The 19,575-nt window shown below is 55.5% G+C and carries 13 protein-coding genes and 2 pseudogenes; 8 read left to right on the plus strand and 7 right to left on the minus strand.

The genetic code is table 11. The features are described 5' to 3' along the window. Nucleotides 1-98: 98 nt before the first annotated feature. Both JL015_RS23455 and JL015_RS23460 read left to right on the plus strand, forming a co-directional pair. On the plus strand, nt 99-896 hold the full coding sequence (locus JL015_RS23455; RefSeq protein WP_201020133.1) for a hypothetical protein: 798 nt from the start codon (nt 99-101) through the stop codon (nt 894-896). 177 nt (nt 897-1,073) lie between these two features. Further along, on the plus strand, nt 1,074-1,433 hold the full coding sequence (locus JL015_RS23460; RefSeq protein WP_201020134.1) for an I78 family peptidase inhibitor: 360 nt from the start codon (nt 1,074-1,076) through the stop codon (nt 1,431-1,433). Nucleotides 1,434-1,451: 18 nt separating this feature from the next. On the opposite strand, the gene JL015_RS23465 is transcribed toward JL015_RS23460, so the two are convergent. From JL015_RS23465 to JL015_RS23475, 3 genes are all read right to left on the minus strand, one after another. Then, nucleotides 1,452-2,198 carry an NADPH-dependent F420 reductase gene (locus JL015_RS23465; protein WP_201020135.1) on the minus strand — a complete coding sequence of 249 codons (747 nt, stop codon included), beginning with the start codon at nt 2,196-2,198 and terminating at the stop codon, nt 1,452-1,454. Nucleotides 2,199-2,237: 39 nt separating this feature from the next. Next, nucleotides 2,238-2,681: a MarR family winged helix-turn-helix transcriptional regulator gene (locus JL015_RS23470; RefSeq protein WP_201020136.1), complete on the minus strand. Its 444-nt coding sequence runs from the start codon at nt 2,679-2,681 to the stop codon at nt 2,238-2,240. 152 nt (nt 2,682-2,833) lie between these two features. Then, on the minus strand, nt 2,834-3,925 hold the full coding sequence (locus tag JL015_RS23475; protein ID WP_201005584.1) for a tartrate dehydrogenase: 1,092 nt from the start codon (nt 3,923-3,925) through the stop codon (nt 2,834-2,836). 87 nt (nt 3,926-4,012) lie between these two features. On the opposite strand from JL015_RS23475, the gene JL015_RS23480 reads away from it, so the two are divergent. Both JL015_RS23480 and JL015_RS27795 read left to right on the plus strand, forming a co-directional pair. Beyond that, nucleotides 4,013-4,930 carry a LysR family transcriptional regulator gene (locus JL015_RS23480; RefSeq protein WP_201020137.1) on the plus strand — a complete coding sequence of 306 codons (918 nt, stop codon included), beginning with the start codon at nt 4,013-4,015 and terminating at the stop codon, nt 4,928-4,930. A 182-nt stretch (nt 4,931-5,112) separates the two neighbouring features. Then, a pseudogene (locus JL015_RS27795) lies at nt 5,113-5,217 on the plus strand (PDDEXK nuclease domain-containing protein); the annotation flags it as partial. Here JL015_RS27795 and JL015_RS23490 read toward each other — a convergent pair. From JL015_RS23490 to JL015_RS23500, 3 genes are all read right to left on the minus strand, one after another. After that, nucleotides 5,218-5,793: a hypothetical protein gene (locus tag JL015_RS23490; RefSeq protein WP_201020192.1), complete on the minus strand. Its 576-nt coding sequence runs from the start codon at nt 5,791-5,793 to the stop codon at nt 5,218-5,220. It abuts the pseudogene before it with no gap. Beyond that, entirely contained in the window at nt 5,774-7,042 is a 1,269-nt protein-coding gene (locus JL015_RS23495; RefSeq protein ID WP_201020138.1) for a PAAR domain-containing protein, read from the minus strand. The genes JL015_RS23490 and JL015_RS23495 overlap by 20 nt, the downstream gene beginning before the upstream one ends. Before the next feature lie 184 nt (nt 7,043-7,226). Continuing rightward, the gene (locus JL015_RS23500) at nt 7,227-7,454 is read right to left on the minus strand and encodes a DUF6124 family protein (RefSeq protein ID WP_371874974.1); all 228 of its coding nucleotides are present in this window, start codon (nt 7,452-7,454) and stop codon (nt 7,227-7,229) included. A gap of 329 nt (nt 7,455-7,783) precedes the next feature. Here JL015_RS23500 and JL015_RS27800 point away from each other — a divergent pair. Next, nucleotides 7,784-8,032: pseudogene (locus tag JL015_RS27800) on the plus strand (DUF1016 N-terminal domain-containing protein); the annotation flags it as partial. On the opposite strand, the gene JL015_RS23505 reads toward JL015_RS27800, so the two are convergent. Further along, complete coding sequence (locus tag JL015_RS23505; protein ID WP_201020139.1) at nt 8,013-8,804, minus strand: nuclease-related domain-containing protein; 792 nt, start codon at nt 8,802-8,804, stop codon at nt 8,013-8,015. The pseudogene JL015_RS27800 and the gene JL015_RS23505 overlap by 20 nt on opposite strands. Before the next feature lie 1,081 nt (nt 8,805-9,885). Between JL015_RS23505 and JL015_RS23510 the strand changes: the two genes are divergently transcribed. The 3 genes from JL015_RS23510 to JL015_RS23520 all read left to right on the plus strand — a co-directional run bounded on the left by JL015_RS23510 (nt 9,886) and on the right by JL015_RS23520 (nt 19,573). Next, entirely contained in the window at nt 9,886-12,750 is a 2,865-nt protein-coding gene (locus JL015_RS23510) for a DEAD/DEAH box helicase (protein WP_201020140.1), read from the plus strand. A gap of 14 nt (nt 12,751-12,764) precedes the next feature. Then, nucleotides 12,765-17,714: a class I SAM-dependent DNA methyltransferase gene (locus JL015_RS23515; RefSeq protein ID WP_201020141.1), complete on the plus strand. Its 4,950-nt coding sequence runs from the start codon at nt 12,765-12,767 to the stop codon at nt 17,712-17,714. A gap of 185 nt (nt 17,715-17,899) precedes the next feature. After that, on the plus strand, nt 17,900-19,573 hold the full coding sequence (locus tag JL015_RS23520) for a DUF262 domain-containing protein (RefSeq protein WP_201020142.1): 1,674 nt from the start codon (nt 17,900-17,902) through the stop codon (nt 19,571-19,573). Nucleotides 19,574-19,575 lie beyond the last annotated feature (2 nt).

The raw sequence follows: 19,575 nt of genomic DNA on the forward strand, positions 1-19,575 counted from the left end.
TCCCTGCATAAACAGCAACTAAAAACTTGCTTCTTCAAGGCTTGGAACTGAACATGGCGCGCCGGCATTAAGCCATTACTTAGAGAAGGGAGTTGTAAATGCGCACCGTTTCGCTGTTTCTGGGGTGGATATTTGGCGTACTGTTGATTTTTATTGGCCTCGTTTCGTTTGGCGGAAATGCGTTCGCAGCTTTGCTGATTCTGATCTCTGGCGTGATTTGCCTTCCTGTTGTCAGAGGGAAAGTCCAGGCCAAAACAGGAAAGGTAATAAATGGTTGGGCGGTGGTCAGCGTCGTTTTTGTTTTGGCGACCACAGGCGTGATATTGGCCTCGAAAACACTGGAAAAAAGCATTGCTGAGAAAGGCTTTGTTTCTGCGCAAGAGTACCGTGAGGCTAAGGAAAATGGAGCGACCACCAAGGAAGAGTGGGACAAGATAAAAGAAGGTGTCCATGCCCAAAAAGCGCTGCTAGAAGATGCCGCCAAAAAAGCAGCCCTGGCGAAAGAGCAGGCTGATAATGCCGTTGCTGAAAATGCGAAGAAAGAATCCGAAGCCAAAGAGCAGGCAGAAAAACAGGCGAAGGATAAAAGCGATGAGAAGTGCCGGCTTGATGTTACCTGCTGGGGTGAAAAGCATTTCGTGGCCGCATCCGTCTTCTGTAAGACCCCCATCGAGAAAATGGCGCAGTATGATTTCAAGTGGACCGACGGGGTGCTGGAGCCAAAGTTCACCCGCTATAAGTGGGCGGATAGAGACCGTGGCGTGATTACTTACTTCGGCGACAAAATCCAGTTCCAGAATGGTTTTGGCGCGTTTCAGAATCACATGTACTCCTGTGACTACAACACCCTCACAGAACAAATCGTGAAAGTTAATGCCCATCCGGGAAGGCTGTAATCTCGCTTCCTAGTGCAATAGCGGAAAACACAAAGCCTGCCGAGTGCAGGTTTTGTGAGTCCCACTCAACGAATCGAAGAATCATCCAGCGAATGTACTAGGGCGGTTGTGGCGGATATCAGCGGTGAACTGATCACTGAATACGATGTCTTATAGCCACTTCGGAGTTTTGCCCTTATGGAAAAAGTCATTCCTTTCAATATCGTGAATTCATTTGCCGCAGGAGCTGTTTGTCTGCTGTTGGCCATTCCGGGTGCGCACTCCTTCGCCAGCGAGCAGCCCATCGACCGTGGTTATGGGGCTTCTGAACCCTACAAGGGAAAGATGACTGTATACGGCTGCTACGCCGCACGAGCCTCCTCCATGCTGGGAGAGGAGTTCACCGCTGAAAACAGAAAAACCATAGAGAAACTCGCGCGCGCACGTGGCTCTCGTGTCGTTTCAAGTGGTGGACCCCGAGACCTGAGTTACAGCCCGCTCCGGCTGAATATCGAGGTCAACGGGCAGAACCGTATCGAGGATATTACCTGCGGATGACCCTGCAGCATTCGCGACCTAAAGCAAAACACTCCCCGTAATCGCTCTGTTTCGGGCCACTACATGCTCATGGCTGAGCGTGCTTGTGGCCGACATGAACTCTTTCAACAAAGCCTCGCGATTCTGCGCAGCACTTTCCTTTGCGGCTGCGTCGAGGGAAAGCTTCAACTCCTCGACCGTCAATTCAGTGCAGTAACCCGGAGTGCCCGGTTGCTGACGCCAGGAGTCGATCAGGTTGCCCGAATCCAGCGCGTCGAACCCCGTCGCTTCCACCAGCTCCAGCGCGATTGCCTTTGCCTTGGCCTCATCTCCTGCAACAGGAAGGGCCAGGCGCGACGAGGCTCCGGCTGGTTGACCTTTATCCGTCAGGGTTTGCGCCAGCAGTGCATTCCACGCTTTCACAACCGGGCGACCAATCTGCTCGCTGACCCAGACGCTTTCCGGTTTGCCGCCTTCGATTTCCTCTATCGCGTCGTCGCGAAATGGATAGTAATTGGACGTGTCGATGACCACGACATCGGCAGGCACCTGGCTGAAAAGGCTCGCAAGGCCTCGATACTTCGCAAAAGGGATCGAGACGATAACGACATCCACGCCCGCAACCGCGTCTTCCTTGCTGACAGCACTGACACCGGCCTCACGGGCGAGGTCCTGAATGGAGTCTGGTCCCTTTGAGTTGGCGAGCTTTATCTCATGCCCGCTGGCAGCCAGCTTTCTGGCAATGGTCGCGCCAATGTTGCCTGCGCCGATAATTCCAATCTTCATCTATTCATCCTCTTCACAAGGGGGAAGGCGGCTCACCCTTTATTCACAGGCGGGCCGTGCGAAGTCGTTGAGCGTGTCGCGAAGTGCTTCCAGCCCGTTGTCGGTCAACTGGCAGGCAGTCTTGATCTTGTCGGTGACGGCCCACAGCTCTTCGCGCAGCGCTTCCCCGGCATCGGTCAGGGCGATCAGTACGCGACGTTCATCGTTGCGGTCACGGGTGCGAGTCACCATTCCTGCGGCCTCAAGACGCTTGAGGAGCGGGGTGATCGTTCCTGTATCCATCGCGAGCCGGTTGCCAAGGTCACCCACGGTTCTGGGGGCGTCATTGAACAATTCCAGCATCACCAGATACTGGGGAAACGTCAGGCCCAATGGCTCAAGAAAGGGTTTGTGGAGACGGACCATTCGGTTGGCTGCGCCATACAAGGCGAAGGACAGTTGAGTCCCCACTTCGCGACGTGTTGCTGATGTGCTCGCGGTCATTACTTTATATAGCTCGCTACTATCTAGTGTGCTAGACAATATCATGATCGAATGAGCGAAGTAAGCTGCCGGATGGAAGAATTAAGGATGAAGAGGGAGATCCAAAAAATGATGTGCTCGCCAGCAATCTGCACTGGCGAGCACTTTCGCGCTTACTCTGCCCGGCGCACCTGCTCCTCGATGGCCTTGCCCAGCGTAACGGTCGAACCCGTACCGCCCAGATCCGGCGTCAATGGCGCATGCTCCGGCCCTTGCGCCAGCACGGCTTCAATCGCCGACAGTACGGCGGCCCCGGCCTCTGCATGGCCGAAATGCTCCAGCATCATGCCGCCGCACCAGATCTGCCCGATCGGGTTGGCGATGCCCTTGCCTGCAATGTCCGGCGCCGAACCATGCACCGGCTCGAAGAGGCTGGGGAACGTCCGGTCCGGGTTGATATTGGCCGAAGGCGCAATGCCGATGGTTCCGGTACAGGCCGGCCCCAGATCGGAAAGGATGTCACCGAACAGGTTGCTGGCCACCACCACATCGAAGCGGTCTGGATGCAGCACAAAATGCGCCGTGAGAATGTCGATGTGATATTTGTCGACCAGCACTTCGGGGTACTGCTTGCCCATCTCCACGACGCGGCCGTCCCAGTACGGCATGGTGATAGCGATGCCGTTGGACTTGGTGGCTGAAGTCAGATGCTTCTTGGGGCGACTCTGCGCCAGGTCGTAAGCGTACTTGAGGATGCGGTCGACGCCGACGCGCGTCATCACCGTCTCCTGGATTACGACCTCCCGCTCGGTGCCCGCAAACATGGTGCCGCCGACGCTGGAATATTCGCCCTCGGTATTTTCCCGCACCACATAAAAGTCGATATCCCCCGGCTTGCGACCGGCCAGTGGCGCTTTCACGCCGGGCATCAGGCGACATGGGCGCAGGTTCACGTATTGATCGAAATCGCGGCGAAACTTCAGCAAGGAATCCCACAGTGAGATGTGGTCCGGTACGACATCCGGCCAGCCGACTGCGCCAAAGTAAATCGCGTCGTATTGCTTGAGGGTTTCAAACCAGTCATCCGGCATCATCTTGCCGTGCTCAAGGTAATAGTCGGCGCTGGCGAAATCGAACCAGTCCCATTGCAGACCTATCCCGAATTTCTCTGCGACGGCGTCCATGACGCGGACGCCTTCGGGCATCACTTCCTTGCCAATACCGTCTCCGGGAATGACGGCGATCTTGTAATTGTATTGAGTCATGGCATCGGGTCTCGTGCTTGTCAGGTGGTACGCTCCAGTGTATTGATTCGTCCATCAAGCACAATTTGGCTTACGGGAAATCCATTCTTGAATTCAAGTAAAGAGTTGGCCACCAACACCGATGACCTCAGCTTCTTCAACCGCGTGGCAACCCACGGCAGCCTGACCGCCGTGGCCCGAGAGCTGGGCCTGTCGCTGCCCGCCGTCAGCAAGCGCCTGACCCAGCTTGAACAACGCCTGGGCGTGCAACTGATCCGCCGCACCACCCGCAGGCTGGACCTGACTCCTGAAGGCGTGATCTATCTGGAAGGTGCCCGGCCGATCCTGCGCCAACTGGAAGAACTGGAAAGCGCCCTCGACAACCGCCAGCCGGTGCTGCGAGGCAAGTTGAGCATCAATGCATCGTTCGGCTTTGGCCGACGCCATATCGCGCCCCTGCTGTCCGGGTTCGCCGCCCAGCACCCGCACCTGGAACTGTCGCTGCAACTCTCCAGCCTGCCGGTCAACCTGCTGGATGCGGGGATCGACATCGACATCCGCGTGGGCGAGCCGCCCGACTCACGCCTGATCGCCCACCACGTACTCGACAACCCCCGCATCCTCTGCGCCTCACCTGCTTACCTCGAACGCGCAGGCACACCCCAGGACGTCGCCGACCTCGCGCAACACAACTGCATCGTGCTCAAACAATACGGAAGCGACTACGCCATCTGGCGCTTCACCCGCGACGGCCGCGAATACAGCCAGAAAGTCACCGGCACCCTGTCCAGCAACGACGGCGAAGTCGCCATGCGCCTGGCCCTGGACGGCCACGGCCTGATCCTCCGCTCCCGCTGGGATGCCCAGCAACACCTCGCCCGGGGGGAACTGGTTGCAGTGCTGCCCGAGTACCACGCGCCGAGAGCGGATGTGTATGTGGTTTATCAGCATCGCCAGCACGTGCCGCAGCGGATATCGGCGTTTACGCGGTTTTTGGCGAAGAATCTGGGAGAAAGGTTTTTGTAGGACCGGATTTCACGGGCGCAAGCGATCGGGATTTTCTCGGAAACTTCGTTCAAGGGACAGAGACGGGGCTGGCTGGTGAGGAGGGCGGAGGCTGCTCCAATATGCTGGGCAGTGACTTCAGGCCATTCCGGTATGACTGCAAGCAGATGATGGAGTATTCGCACTGGTCTACAGCGCCAGGCAGCAGGCAATTTCGCATGCGTCAGTTCTACGATACCTATCGCGTCGAGGAAAAAGTCGCACCACTGGCGCGACAATTTTCTTGGTCGCATAACCTGATCATCTTCTTATTGCGCAGCCGTACAGCTCTTGGCTGCAGCCTGAAGCGCCTTGGCGTAATCTACGTAGATATCCGGATCATAGGGTTCAATCGTCACGGTGAATTCAGACTTTCCGCCGAGGCCGATTGCTTGGTCTACCTCTACAGCCCATGACCGGCCAGCGTGTTGGGCAACCAGATAGAAAGCATGGGCATTCAAGTCGCTGTTTTCATCCAGTGCGGAGTAGAGGTAACGGAGGTTTTTATACCAGCCGCGAGTACCCGTTATGGCTTTCAATGCTTCCTTGGCAGGCTGCTCGTCTGCTTCTTCCAGAAGTGCATTCCCAATGGTGAGTTTTCCGGCATTCTCCAGCTCGGAGAATGGCACCGGCAGCGGCTCACGACTGACCAGCCGTGAATACTCACAGTCGAACACCCATCGACCGGTCTTCACGTAATCGTCAGCATAAATCACGACACCGTTACCCAAATCCGTTTTGTATACGCTCATCATCACCTTGAACCCGTAGTAGCTCGCGACCAGTAGTAGCGGCAAGAAAATGGCTGTTGCAATCCAGAAGACCTTACTTCGGTAGAAACTCAAAGTAGCCTCCTGGTACGCCAATGGGGGTGTCGCCAGAAATCACTGGGTTAATTGCCCCCATGGTCTGGTAGGTGAACTTGAATTTTCGGTGATGCATACTTCTCTCATCCTTCAGTGTGTTCCACTTCCTGCACCACGGATTGTCCGACGTGCCAGTGCTAATGCCGCACAGCTTGCCTAACTGGCGCTCTTCAAACGAACCCCAGGTATTCTTGTAGTCCGAGCGCCGGATGAAAGCGCGTACCTTGATCTGTAAATGATCCGCCAGCAATTGCGCCAAACTCTCGTTGGTCTGCGGGAAAAACTGGATGCCATCTTCTATACGGTACTCGGAGAGGTTGCCCATGCCAGTTCGACAGGCATAGCTGTCAATTTGCGCCGCGCTGGAGAATGCCAGGACAGAAATATCTTTGTAATTCAGCACATCAAGAGACATCTGCGGGTCTTCGACGAGTTGATAGCCGAAGGCAATCCGTTGAGGCACGCCATGGCTAAACAGCGACAGGTGTTCGATGGGTGATTGATTCCGGTCTTTGCCGCGATTCAAGTATTCAATCAGCTCCTTGGCATTCGCCACGCTGACATAGCCCGCTCCATAGGCCTTGGCAGAGTTGCGTGCTGCGCTAAGCATCTCGGTGCTATATGACGGGGTGAACACTATCAGCGTCCGTGTCAGGTCGCTTTTGTTGCGTTTGAACCCGGCAAGTTCACTCACGGCCTGGCCGATAAACATCATCTTGTTGCCCGAGCCAGTGTCGTGCTGGCTGCCGGCAACGGCGATCAACTCTGGAGTCAAAGACTCCTTGGCGACTGTTGAGGATGATCTTCCCGGTTGTACCAGAGCGCCTGACAGCAAAGCACGCTGTTGTAGGTGCGGATCGGCCAGCAGTTCGGCCATTAGCTGATCATCCACAGAACCATCCGGGCGCACGGCTCCGAGCTTGGCAAAGTCAATGATGGCCTGAGCTGTCGTACCACCATACTGAAAGCCGCCGAAGGTATCTGAACTGCCTGAGATTATGGTGCCGCCATGGCTGGTGGGGCTGCCCAGATAAGCCAGCGGTCGATAGTCAACGATGATGGAGGCAAAGCCTGTAGTGATTACGGCACCGCAACCACAAACATCACCTACTCGGGCTGCACCCAGGAAGTTGATTCGGGTGTCGGGTGATGCAGAAACGATAGGCGATGTGCCGTGGCCCGGGATGGGACAGAGGTGCATATCGCCAAGACGAGCTGTTGGAGTCATACCATTCCTTGGTGACAGTCGAAGTGGGGCGAGACTATAACTGCTTTGAGTTGCGCAACTTTTTGCGCAGTCTGGCTGGAGGGCATGCCCCGCAAGGCGTAGAGGTCTTTTCAATAATAATGTGTTGGAGATTTTTCCAGCGAAATTACAAAACCTGCGCAATGCAGGTTTTGTAATCCACACATCAACGAACCGAAAGATCTTCCAGCGAACGATCAACCTCAGCCTTGGCCATCTCCACCAGATGGACGACAGACAAGGCCAGATGCCGATGCGAACCACTCAAGCGGTCGCCGCTCTCATAGGCTGTGGCAGCGGCACAACTCAATAGCTCGGAAGCACGCACGAGAGCATCTTCAAGGTAGCGAGGGGAGAGGTGACAGGGTGGATCTGGTGTGATCTTGAGCATCATGTAACTCCAGTCAGAAGTGGAGCTGAGCCCATTGCTGCTAAACGCCGGGCGGCAGCCATGCGCAGGTTAGCAGACCGGTGACTGGTACCCGGCGCACCCGAAGGTGCCCTGCGCACGACCACCATAAATGCAGGCCGTAAAAAAGCGCCTCGCAAAAGGTGGCGCATTGCGCCCAGTCGGGTCCGGGCTGCTAAACCCGTTCGCTGAATATGCAGCGAAGAAGGCAGAGTAGTGACCGGATTTCAGGGGCGCAAGCGGCTGGGATTTTCTCGGAAATTTCGCTCAAGGGAAAGGGAGGCGTCTTGCTATTGGGGCTTTGGAGGCTAATGGCCCAGACCCAGCCTGGACTGTGTGGGGTTGTTCGGTCGAATCTGTTACGTATGTGCCAGTTCTATGAGGTCTACCGCACCACGGAGAAAGTCGTGGCACTGCCGCGACAATTGTCTTGAACTTATAACCTGATCATTCTCGACCAAAGTAAACGCCCGGAATAGCTTGAGTTTTACCTACGCATATCGTTTCAGGAGCAATGGGCGAAGCGCGAGCAGGAGCGCCAGTTCAAAGCTGCGTTGTTCGAGCACAGAGAGCCTGCATGGTCCGGCACTTGGGAAAACCCGAGCATCCCCAAAACTGTTGGCCCGCTTTCGCACCTGATTTCACGGTACGAATCAGCAGCGCATTACCGCACTTCGGGCACTGTCGCTCGGCAGTCGGGTCACTTCGTTGTTTGAGGTTCTGCACATGCTCACGATGAGTCGCAAGAGTGGGAGCGCGGCGGCCTGTTTGCAGCGCTTGCAGCATGGCGTCTACTTCAGCCTCACTGAACACCGTCTGCTGGAACGACTTGATGTAAGGGATAAATCCAATGCCTTGTGTGACGTTGGCTGGCACTTCGGTTTTGAAGGTGCTGCCTCCAACAAAGGTAATGACCGAGTGCAGATGGTCAGGGCTAATGCCCAGCGTGGCCTCCAGAGCCTTGAGGTGTTTGTAGTTCTGCCGCAATGGGTTCTGGAATTTGAAAGTGCGCTTGAAGAGTTTCTGCGTCCACTGCGCCTGCTTCTCGCTTCCGAAAATCCAGCCGCTCATGTTCTTCGTTTCCAGCACGAAAATGCCGTAGACCGAGAGGAATACGTGATCGATCTGCGTGGTGCCGTCGGGCGTATTCAGGGTGACGTTATGCACGCGACGGTAGATTTGCTCGTCCAGATGCCGATGAGCAGCGAAGCGCACGAGAATCTCGCCGAGATGTCCTTTGGCCCATGGTGATTTGAGCAGGGCAAGCAGAAGTGAGGCCAGAATAAGCCAGCCCAACACGCCCGATACCTGGGCGATGACAGGGGGGAAGTCCATTTCTTAACCTTTTAGAGATCCTGTGTTCTGCGGATTTTATCGAAAATTGGCGTGGTGGCACGATAATGTTGCTGCAATTTGAGAGCGTGTTTGCATGAGATTCGGGTTGTTGTGATCTGATAGCGGGTGGTGATGCGCTGTTGGGTGTCTGGTCAGGAGCTCAATCAGTGTCAATCCGCTTCCTGCTGCCTGGATGCTGTAGAGTATTCAGTGCTTGAAGACATTGCTGGTTTGGTGGGCCGGGGTAATTTGAATCGATTTGGTAATTTATTGATTTATAGTTTAAAGAGCTATTTTGATTTTTAGTTGGAATACCAATAGGAATACCGCGCTCCACCTGACCACCCGTTTGCACTCGATCTGACCAGCACGCTTCGTAAACATGATTGACAGTGAACAGCCCATAGCTGCCGGTGGCGACAGGCAAAAAAAAGCCATAAACCGTTATCAACCCGTGGTACCCGGTGGCGCTCGGGAGCTCACCAGCATGCATTTGCCTTAGTGCTCGCTGTATTGGTTATGCAGCCTTCCGGCGTATTCGTCCTAGGAGGGTTCAGCTTGGAGCCCTTGAATAGAGCCTCTTACTCGCTGCGACTTTGAGCCAGTGGTAAATTCCATCCCTTGATCAGCCCAGTGGTCACTCGCCTAATGGTCGAGGTAGTGTCAGCTGGACCAGTGCTACCACATCGGATAATTGGGTCGGTCGAGGTATCAAGCATGTGCACTGGTGATTTTCTACCATGACCTTCTCTACGTCTTTCGCATGCCCGAATGTCCTCATGCCCTCAGGTAACCGTCCCGAAAATGGGGCGAGTGTCTTACCTGATTTTGAAACGTTGATTTTGCACTGCTGGACTCACCCCGTCCGTTCCAAAAAGCGCAAAGCTGGTAAAGTGCCACCCGCCAGATAGACGTGGTGGCGTCCTCGACGGACGTTATCGCTGCTGAGAATGCAACGGCTCATGCCGCGACTGAGCGGAGATGAATTGATCAGCAGAGTGCCGATCTGTCTGGGTTAATTAGGCGATTGAATTTTCTTGCAGTTTTCTGTGTACCTCATGTCCTGACAAGGATTGCACCAATGCAACTGACCCAAGCCCCAGCCCCCGGTGCCCGTGCACTGATCCGCGATGAAGAATGGATTATCCAGAGCGCCGACCAATGCAATCTTGGTGGCTGGCAGCTCTCCTGCATAGGCGTGTCGGAAACCGTGCGCAACCGTCATGCGCTTTTCCTCACTGAACTCGAAGGCGTCACCCTAATTGACCCAGCAAAGACTGAGCTGGTCTACGACGAGTCGCCCACATTTATTGCTTCGCGGCTGTTTATCGAGGCGCGTCTGCGTCAGTCGGCGCTGCAAAGCGAGTCGGTAGTGATTGGTCAGCATGGGGTCATGGATGCGTTGCCGTTTCAGTTGCAGCCTGCTCATCAAGTCTTGCAGCAGCTGCGCCCGCGCTTGCTCATTGCGGATACAGTAGGCCTTGGTAAAACCCTTGAGGCCGGCATCCTTACCGCCGAGTTGATGCGCAGAGGTAAAGCTCGCCGCATTTTGGTTGTTACTACCAAAAGTATGATGCGCCAGTTTCAGCAGGAGTTCTGGAACCGCTTTACCATCCCGCTCACCCGCCTGGACTCATCCGGTATTCAGCGCATTCGTCGCGATATCCCAGCCAATCACAATCCCTTCAACTACTTCGACCGCACCATAATCTCGGTCGATACCTTGAAGCGCGACAGCGAGTACCGGCACTACCTGGAAAGCGCCTGGTGGGATCTGATCATCATCGACGAAGCCCACAACGTTTCCTACAAGGGCAATCGTACCCAAAGTAATCGCTTGGCTGAGTTACTCTCGCAACGCTCCGATGCACTGATCTTGCTCACCGCCACGCCGCACAACGGCAAAAAAGACAGCTTCGCCAGCCTCGTGCGCATGCTCGACCCCACGGTGCTACCAGCAGGGGCCGACTACACCCGTGAGGATGTCGATCACCTCTTTGTTCGCCGTTTCAAGAAAGACGTGCGCGAGCAGATGAAGCAGGAGTTCCCAGAGCGAGAAGTGTTTCGTTTGGCCTGCGCCGCAAGCCCGGCGGAAAACCTCGCCTTCGATGCCCTAGCCGAGCTCAAACTTAATAGCGACGGGACCGGTGCGCGCGACGGTGCCATGTTGTTCCGCACCGTGCTGGAAAAGGCGCTGTTCTCTTCCCCGGCAGCCTGCCTACAAACGCTGAAAGAGCGCATCCGAAAGCTCGAGGTAAAAGACGCACGCCATCCTGATCTTGAGGGGCTGCGTGATCTTCAAGTTCTGGTGCAGGCCATCAGTGCCGACAAATTCAGCAAATTCCAGCACCTCATCAGCCAGCTCAAACAAGGTCAGCACTGGCGTTGGGATGGCAAAGATCCAAGTGACCGCCTGGTGATCTTCACCGAGCGAGTGGAAACACTGAAATTCCTCCAGCTAGAGCTGCCCAAGGCCTTGGGGTTAAAAGACAACGCCGTAGCCATCCTGCACGGCCAATTGCCTGACCAGGACATCCAGCAGGCGGTCGAAGATTTCGGCAAAACCCATTCGCCCCTGCGCCTGCTGATTGCCTCGGATGTGGCCTCCGAAGGTCTTAACCTGCACTACCAAGCTCATCGGCTGATCCACTTCGATATTTCCTGGTCACTGATGGTGTTCCAGCAGCGCAATGGTCGTGTGGATCGATATGGTCAACTGCATGCCCCGAAAATCGGCTACCTGCTGACAGAACCTCGCCACGAGAGAATTCGCGGTGACTTGCGCTACCTGGAAATCCTGATTGCTAAGGACGTGCAGGCGGCGAAGAATATCGGCGATCCATCAGCCTTTATGGGGCTGTATGACGAGGAGCTGGAAGCCTTTGAAGTGGCCAAGGCCATTGAAGGCAACCGCACTGTCGAGGAATTCGCCGCGCTACTGGCTGGGGATGATATCGACCCTTTCGAAGCCCTGTGGGGCGCGAACGTACCCGGCACTGATAGCGTTGCGCCCGCCAGCACAGCAGTGCTCATGGTGCCCACTGCTGAACTCACCAGTCTGTTTAACGACAGCTACATTTACCTTCGCGATGCCTTGCGCTGGCTGGCGCAACAGTCGCCGCGCGAACATGCTGCAATCAAAACGGATGATGCCAGCCGCACGCTGAGCTTCCAGCCCAGTCGCGACCTTGCCCAGGTGCTCAAGCGTGATCTGGCCAGCGAAATGTGGCCGAACGATAATACCTTTGCCTTGAGCGCCGATAAGGCTGTGGTTGAAGAGGCCATCAAACAGGCGCGCGACACCAATGCCTGGCCGCAGCTGCACTACCTCTGGGCGCTCAACCCAATTGCCCAGTGGCTCGACTACAAACTTATGGCACTGTTTCGTCGCCAGCGTGCGCCGCTGCTGCGCGTTGCGAAGGGGCTGACCGCAGGCGAAGCCATCGTGCTGGTGCTCGCCCAGGTGCCCAATCGCCGGGGTCAAGCCGTGCTAGCCGAGTGGCTCGGTGTACAGCTCGATGCTGCTGGGCAGGTGGTAGGCGTACTCAGCCTGGCGGAAACACTACAGCGCACAGGACTCACCAGCACCGCAAAAGCCCAGGCCAACGATGGTCAGGCGCCCGACAGCCGTGCCCTGCAAAGTGCACTACCGGCGGTTATTCAGGCAGCTGAAAAACACATCAAACCGATCAAGCAGGCCTTCGATGCCAACTGCCGCCAACGTCTGGAGCGCGAGTTGGCCAAACTGCAAACCCTGCAGCTCAAACACAACGAACAGCTGGAAATCGATTTCGCCAAGGGTATAGAACAGGTCATCGCAGCCAAACGTAAGCAGAAAGAAAGCGCCACCGCAGACCTGTTCAGCAACTACCAACAATGGATTCGCGACACCCTGCAACTGGATGACCGCGCTCAGTTCACCGTTGTCGCCGCACTGATGGCTTAAGGAAGGAATACAGCATGAGTTTTGCCATCACCGGCCTCACCAATGCCAACGAGTTCTACAGCCAGCACTACCTGGACGAGATCCTCGAAAAAGACCTCAAGCCGCTGTTTGACCAATGGAAAGAGCAGGGCGCGCAAAGCCCCGTCGCTCGTCTGCGCACTGCTGCGGGCGCTAATGGTTACTTCCGTGCCCGCGAGCGCTTTCTGAATGAGCGCAAAACTAGCGAGCGCGCCAGCCTGTTTATTGACTTAGTGCAGCCTCTGCTCGCTGCCCTAGGTTACGAGCTAGTGCCTCAGAACCTTACGTTGGCCGAAGGCGAATTGCCGGTGCTGGCAGTATATCGCGATGCCAAGCACCAGCCGCTGTTGGTTGTTGCGGCAGCTATTGCCAATGCGGAAGACGACGAGAACAGCCCACTGCAATTGCTTGCGCCGGCGGCCGGTGAACAAGGCAAAGGTAAATATGCCCATAGCGACTGGGAAGAAACCCTCAGCAAGCGTCTGTTAGCCGACGACCACCCACCACGCTGGGTGTTGCTGCTGCACCATGAAGAGTGGTTGCTGATCGAGCGCAGCAAATGGGGGCGCAAGGCACTGCTGCGCTTCAACCTGCCGGAGCTGTTCGGCCCGCGTGATGACAAACAGTTCCGTGCCATGGCCGCGCTGCTGGGCAGCCAGTCGGTGCTGCCAGTGGAAGGCGGAGTGGCACTGCTCGACAGCCTGGACGACAGCTCGCACAAGCATGCCTTCGAAGTATCCACTGATCTCAAGTACGCCCTGCGTGAATGCATCGAGCTGATTGCCAATGAGGCCATCTGGTACAAACGCACGGTGGCCAAGGAGAAGGTGTTCGAGCGTAACGATACCGACTTGGCCGACCAGCTCAGCCGTGAAAGCCTGCGCTACATGTACCGCCTACTGTTCATGTTTTATATCGAGGCGCGGCCCGAGCTGGGCTATGCGCCCATCGATGCCGAGGCTTACCTTAAGGGCTATAGCATCGAGCACCTGCGCGAGCTGGAACAAACCCCGCTGACCACCAGCGAAGCTCAGGAAGGTTTCTATTTTCACGATAGCCTCAAGCAATTGTTTGGCCTGATCTGGCAAGGCTATCCGCGCCGGGATGCTAGGGCGAGTCAGCTCGACCTGGGTGGCAGCCATGATGGCTTGCTCGACAACGGCTTCACCATCGCGCCGCTACAAGGCCACCTGTTTGACCCTGCGCGCACACCGCTACTGGGTAGCGTCAAGCTGCGTAACTCGGTGCTGCAGAAAGTCATCGAGCTAATGTCATTGTCCCGGGGCGGTGGCAAGAGCCGTCGTGGGCGTATCAGCTATGGCACCCTCGGTATCAACCAGTTGGGTGCTGTGTACGAATCGCTGCTGTCCTTCCGTGGTTTTTTCGCCGAAGAAAATCTCTACGAGGTACGCCCCGACCCCAAAGGTAAGAAGGCCCCTGCTGCTAATAGTGGCGGCGACGAGAGCGAAGAGGACGATTCGAGCGCAAGCGATACGGATAACGAGGATAGTTTCGATAGCCCCAGCGCTGCCGAGAAGAAAAAAGACGCCGAAGTCAACCCGCTGGATGCGGCCTACTTTGTACCAGCCAGTAGCATCGGCCAATACACCGACGCTGAACGCCTGTTTGGCGGAAATACCAAGATTCATCCCAAGGGTAGCTTTATCTACCGTCTGGCCGGTCGGGCACGCGAAAAGTCCGCCAGCTACTACACCCCTGAAGTGCTGACCAAGTGCCTGGTCGAGCATGCGCTAAAGGAAATCCTTCCCGGTAAAACGGCGGATGAAATTCTGCAGCTCACCGTGTGCGAGCCGGCCATGGGCAGCGCGGCGTTTTTGAACGAGGCCGTCAGCCAATTGGCCGAAGCCTATTTGCAGGCCAAACAGAAAGAGCTAGGGCGCACCATCCCGCACGAGCAGTACACTGAAGAAAAACAGCGGGTGAAGATGTACATCGCCGACAGCAATGTCTTCGGTGTGGACCTTAACCCAATCGCGGTGGAGCTGGCCGAAGTATCGCTTTGGCTTAACGCCATTTTCAAAGGCAGCCATGTGCCGTGGTTTGGCTTGCAGCTGTACAACGGTAACTCCCTGGTAGGCGCGCGGCGCGAGCTGTTCAGCACCGCCCAGCTCAGCCCGGGCAAAGGCGAAAATGGTCAGCCCGAACGCGATTGGCGCGCTGCCGCACCGCGTACCTTGCCACTCACACAAGTGCCGGCAGCTACCGATGTATTCCACTTTTTGCTGCCTGCTGAAGGCATGGGCATGGTCAGTGATAAGGTGGTCAAGGCGCTGGAGCCTGCCGCCTTCGAGCAATTCAAACAATGGCGCAAAGCCTTTGCTGCGCCGCTGAGTCTCGATGAAGTCAAGCGGGTGCAGGCGCTGAGTGCTGCCACCGAACAGCTATGGCAGCAACATGCCCAGGAGTTGGCCCGTGTGCGCGCCAGCACCTGCGATGAACTGCACGTATGGCCAGACCCGGCTGCCAACCGCGCTCCGACTAGCACCGCGCAAAAAGATGCTGTCTACCAGAGAGAAATGCTGAGCGAGGCACAAAAAAACGCTAGCCCATACCGCCGCCTCAAGCTAGTGATGGATGCCTGGTGCGCCCTGTGGTTCTGGCCGCTGAATAAAGCTAACGAGTTGCCTAGCCGCGAACACTGGTGGTTTGTGCTGGAAACCGTACTGCTCGGCAATGCCAGCCTCAGCCGAGCTCCGGCCGATGACCTGTTTCCGGAAACTCAGCCGCAGCAGGGGTTGGACTTTGCTCCCGAGCGCGACCGTTACGGCCATGTAGATATCGCTGCGCTGATTGCTGCACTTCCGCAATTACAGATCGCGCAGCAGGTCGCCAGTCAACAGCACTTTATGCACTGGGCACTGGAGTTTGCGGATGTGTTCGAGGCCCGTGGTGGCTTTGATGTGATCCTCGGTAATCCGCCTTGGATCAAGGTTGAATGGAACGAACAGGCGTTACTGTCGGACTTCGATCCGCGCTTTGCCATTCGCAAACTGAGCGCTAAGCAGACTGCTGATCAGCGTGAAGCCGTGTTCACCGCAATGCCGCAGGCGAAGGTGGACTACTTGGCTGAGGCTGGGGTCACCGAGGGAATGGGCGCTTTTTTAAACGCAACTCAGAACTACCCATTGCTCAGGGGGCAGCAAAGTAACCTGTACAAATGCTTTCTACCTCTGGTGTGGCAGTTGGGTAATGGCGTTCAAGCGTTGCTGCATCCAGAGGGGGTGTATGACGATCCGAAGGGTGGACAATTGCGCGAAGCGCTTTATCCACGTTTACGGGCGCATTATCAGTTTATAAACGAGCACAAGCTTTTCTCTGAGGTTCACAATCTCACGACCTACAGCATCAATGTGTATGCACCCATCGCAGGATCAGCAAACTTTGTAACGATTGCAAATCTATTCCATCCGTCCACAGTTCGGGCCAGTTTGGATCATTTCGGGGGAGGTGTAACTCCTGGTCTTAAATCTGATGGGGGCGGCTGGCATACGGCGGGTCATGTAAACCGCATTGTTAAGGTGAGCGAAACTCAGTTGGCCATCTTTGCAAAGCTGTATGACACACCGGGAACGCCCGCGTTACGAGCGCGGCTGCCTGCTATACACAGCCGTGAGCTGGTTTCGGTGCTGGAAAAATTTACCCGTGTACCGCGCCGTCTTGCCGATCTGCAGGGCGATTACTTAACAATGGAAATGTGGCACGAAACAGGTGCGCAAAGGGATGGCACTATCCGGCGGCGTAGCACCAGTGAACAAGGTTTTGTTGACGGTCCTGCTGAGTTTGTTCTATCCGGCCCACACTTTTTTGTTGGCACCCCTCTCAACAAGACCCCACGTAAGGTGTGTGACACGAACAAAGCGTACGATCAGCTTGACCTCGAAACCCTGCCTGACGACTATTTGCCGCGGAGCAATTATTTGCCCTCCTGCGATGCTGATGAATACGCCCGACGAGTGCCACGAGTGAGTTGGCTGGAAAAAAACGAAAGCGAGCCGAGAGCCGTTACAGAGTATTACCGCTTCGTTAATCGTCGTATGTTCGGTCCTTCTGCGGAGCGGTCCTTTATCTCGACAATTGCTCCGGCGGGCAGTGCGCACATTCATCCTGTGCTTTCGACAACATTTAGACGATCAACTGACCTAGTGGATTTTTCCGCAGGTAGCTATTCGTTACCCATTGATTTTTTACTTCGGTCGACGGGCAAGACAGATCTCTACGAGAGTACGCTTCGTAATTTCCCGTTATTGTCCTCAAGTCGCTTACGAGTGAGAGTGCTGTCACTTAATTGCTTAACCAGCCACTACGCCGACCTCTGGCGAGATTGCTGGCAGCCCGTCTTCCAGCGGGATCGTTGGGCCAGCACCGACCCGCGTCTGCCGAAGAGTTTTTACGGGCAGCTCACACCAGAATGGCAGCGCCAGTGCGCCCTGCGTAGCGAATATGCACGCCGCCAGTTGCTGGTTGAAATCGACGTGCTTGCAGCCCAGGCCCTTGGTCTGAGCCTGGACGAACTTCTAACGATCTACCGCGTGCAGTTTCCGGTAATGCGTCAATACGAGCGCGACACCTGGTACGACGCTAATGGTCGTATCATCTTCACCGCCAGTAAGGGGCTGGTCGGTGTCGGCCTGCCTCGCAAGGCTGGCAAGCGCGATGGAGAATGCACAGTTCGGCTGCCCAATGGCAGCACCAAAACTGGTCGCCTCGGCTGGGAAGATGTGCAACCCACTCTTGGCCACGACGACCGTGGCCAGCTCCAAGTTTCCGACGGCACCATCATCGAGCGTCCCATCCTCGACGACACCCAACCCGGCGGCCCGATACAACGCACCATCCAATACACCGCCCCCTTTACCTTAGCCGACCGCGAAGCCGACTACCGTGTGGCTTGGTCGAAGTTTGAATCGGAGCAGTTGAATGACTGAGGAATGTTCGATGAGGAATGGCGAGGGAGAGACGGCATGTCGTACAGCGCCGAAGAAGAGGTTAAAAAGCTGATCCCTGAGTACCGGGCAGTCCTGGTTATTCAATTGGTGTGAGGCTTTTATGGCTTTTCCCTACTCGGTGCTGAAAGCACGTTAACGTTACGACCCCTCAGGGAAGAAAAATTATGTCGTATGCAGGAATTTCCGTTCGTGAAGCGCTGGAGAAGCTGAATGCTCCCAATAACGGCTGGTATTTACCGCAGGTACAGCGCCAGTACGTGTGGGGCGCACGGCATGAGTCGGAAGATTACGTGTGCTTGCTGCTCGACTCACTGCTTAAACGCTACCCAATCGGTGGTGTAGTGCTGTGGGAAACTGAACAGAGAGTTCCTTATCGCTGCTTTGTTGGGGACTATGCCCCGGGTCATCACGCGCGGCAGGTGGATGAGGGGTTGTGGGGCGCCTCCAAGGCGCTGGTATATGACGGTCAGCAACGCTTGCAGACGCTTTATTCAGTGCTTCGTCATCGTTTCAATGGCAGGGCTTTGCACTTTGATTTGCTGTTCGATCCAACCACTGCGGAGTCGGATGAAACGGGCTTTCTGTTTCGTGATGCTAGTGCGGCAGCCGAGCCACGTTATTTACGCATGACGGAGTTGTCCTGTTTGCGATGCAGTGAGGACGAGAAGGTTGATCTTGAGGATCGCGCCCTCACGGCCGTCGGTGATGATAAAAGCGCCAAGCTTCGCGTGCGTAGAAATCTGAGCGCGTTGTGGGACATATTTGTCGACACCAATCATAAGTCGATAGCCTATTTTTCGGTCAAAGCCGATAGCCCTAACGAAGTAAATGAGGTTTTTCGACGGCTCAACACCGGCGGGGTGGCGTTGACTCAGTTGGAGCTGGTGCTCGGGAAGATCAAGGCGGTCCAGTCGGACTATGAGGAGAAACTCTGGGCCTTGTCTGATGAGATTGCAAAGCAGAGTGGCGGTATCGATTTTTCGTCTACATCGATCCTACAGTTCTTTCATTTGCTGGTTAAGAGCACCATCCGCATTGATGAGGGACGGCTGAATGGTAACGATATCCAAGCGTTCCAGAGCGCTTTGGAAAGTGATCGTGAGCCATTGTTAGAGCTATTTAGGGGGTATTTAAAGGGGTTGCTGAATATCAATCATGCCTCCATTGTGCCTCGCTGGTTGGCCGTCTTACCGATTGCAGCCTACCTGACGGAGCTCAAGCGCCACGGTCATGAATGGCGTATCCGCACATGGGATGAGTCAGAGGTACAGCTCATTCACCAGTACTTTTTACTTTCTCAGATGTGTGACTGGAATACCCAGACTATGGTCAATGTTTTCGCGCGCGAAGCTATGGAAGCAGGAAGGCAAAATGAGTCATTCCCGCTTGAAGCTATTCGCAAGATCGCGGTCGAGAAAAACCGAACTGGAGAGCTCAACGAATACCAGCTGTTGAGCCAGACTTGGTTGGCTACCAAGGTGCTTATGCCCAGTCGGAGTTACGTTTTTCATAACAGTAAGCCTCAGGTTGATCATATATTTCCGCTAAAATTGATTGGGGCGGATGAGGCTTATCAAGAGACTGTCGATGTGCTGTGGAACTTCCAGCCTATGCCAGCTGAGGTCAATAACTACAAGCGAGCACGTAACCCGAGTGAATTCTTTCAAAGTTCGGACGGCAGTAAGTATTGGAGTTCCTACGATTTCATTCCCGTTCCCAAAAATTTGCTTTGGAGTGATCCACTAGCATTTGTTGCTTGGAGAAGGCAGCAGATGTTGGCAGCATTGGAAAGCCTCTACGGGCTGACGGTAGTACCATCCGTGGATGAGGCGATCTGATC

Origin of the sequence: Pseudomonas cichorii, from assembly GCF_015471405.1 — a bacterium.
GTDB lineage: Bacteria > Pseudomonadota > Gammaproteobacteria > Pseudomonadales > Pseudomonadaceae > Aquipseudomonas > Aquipseudomonas serbiensis.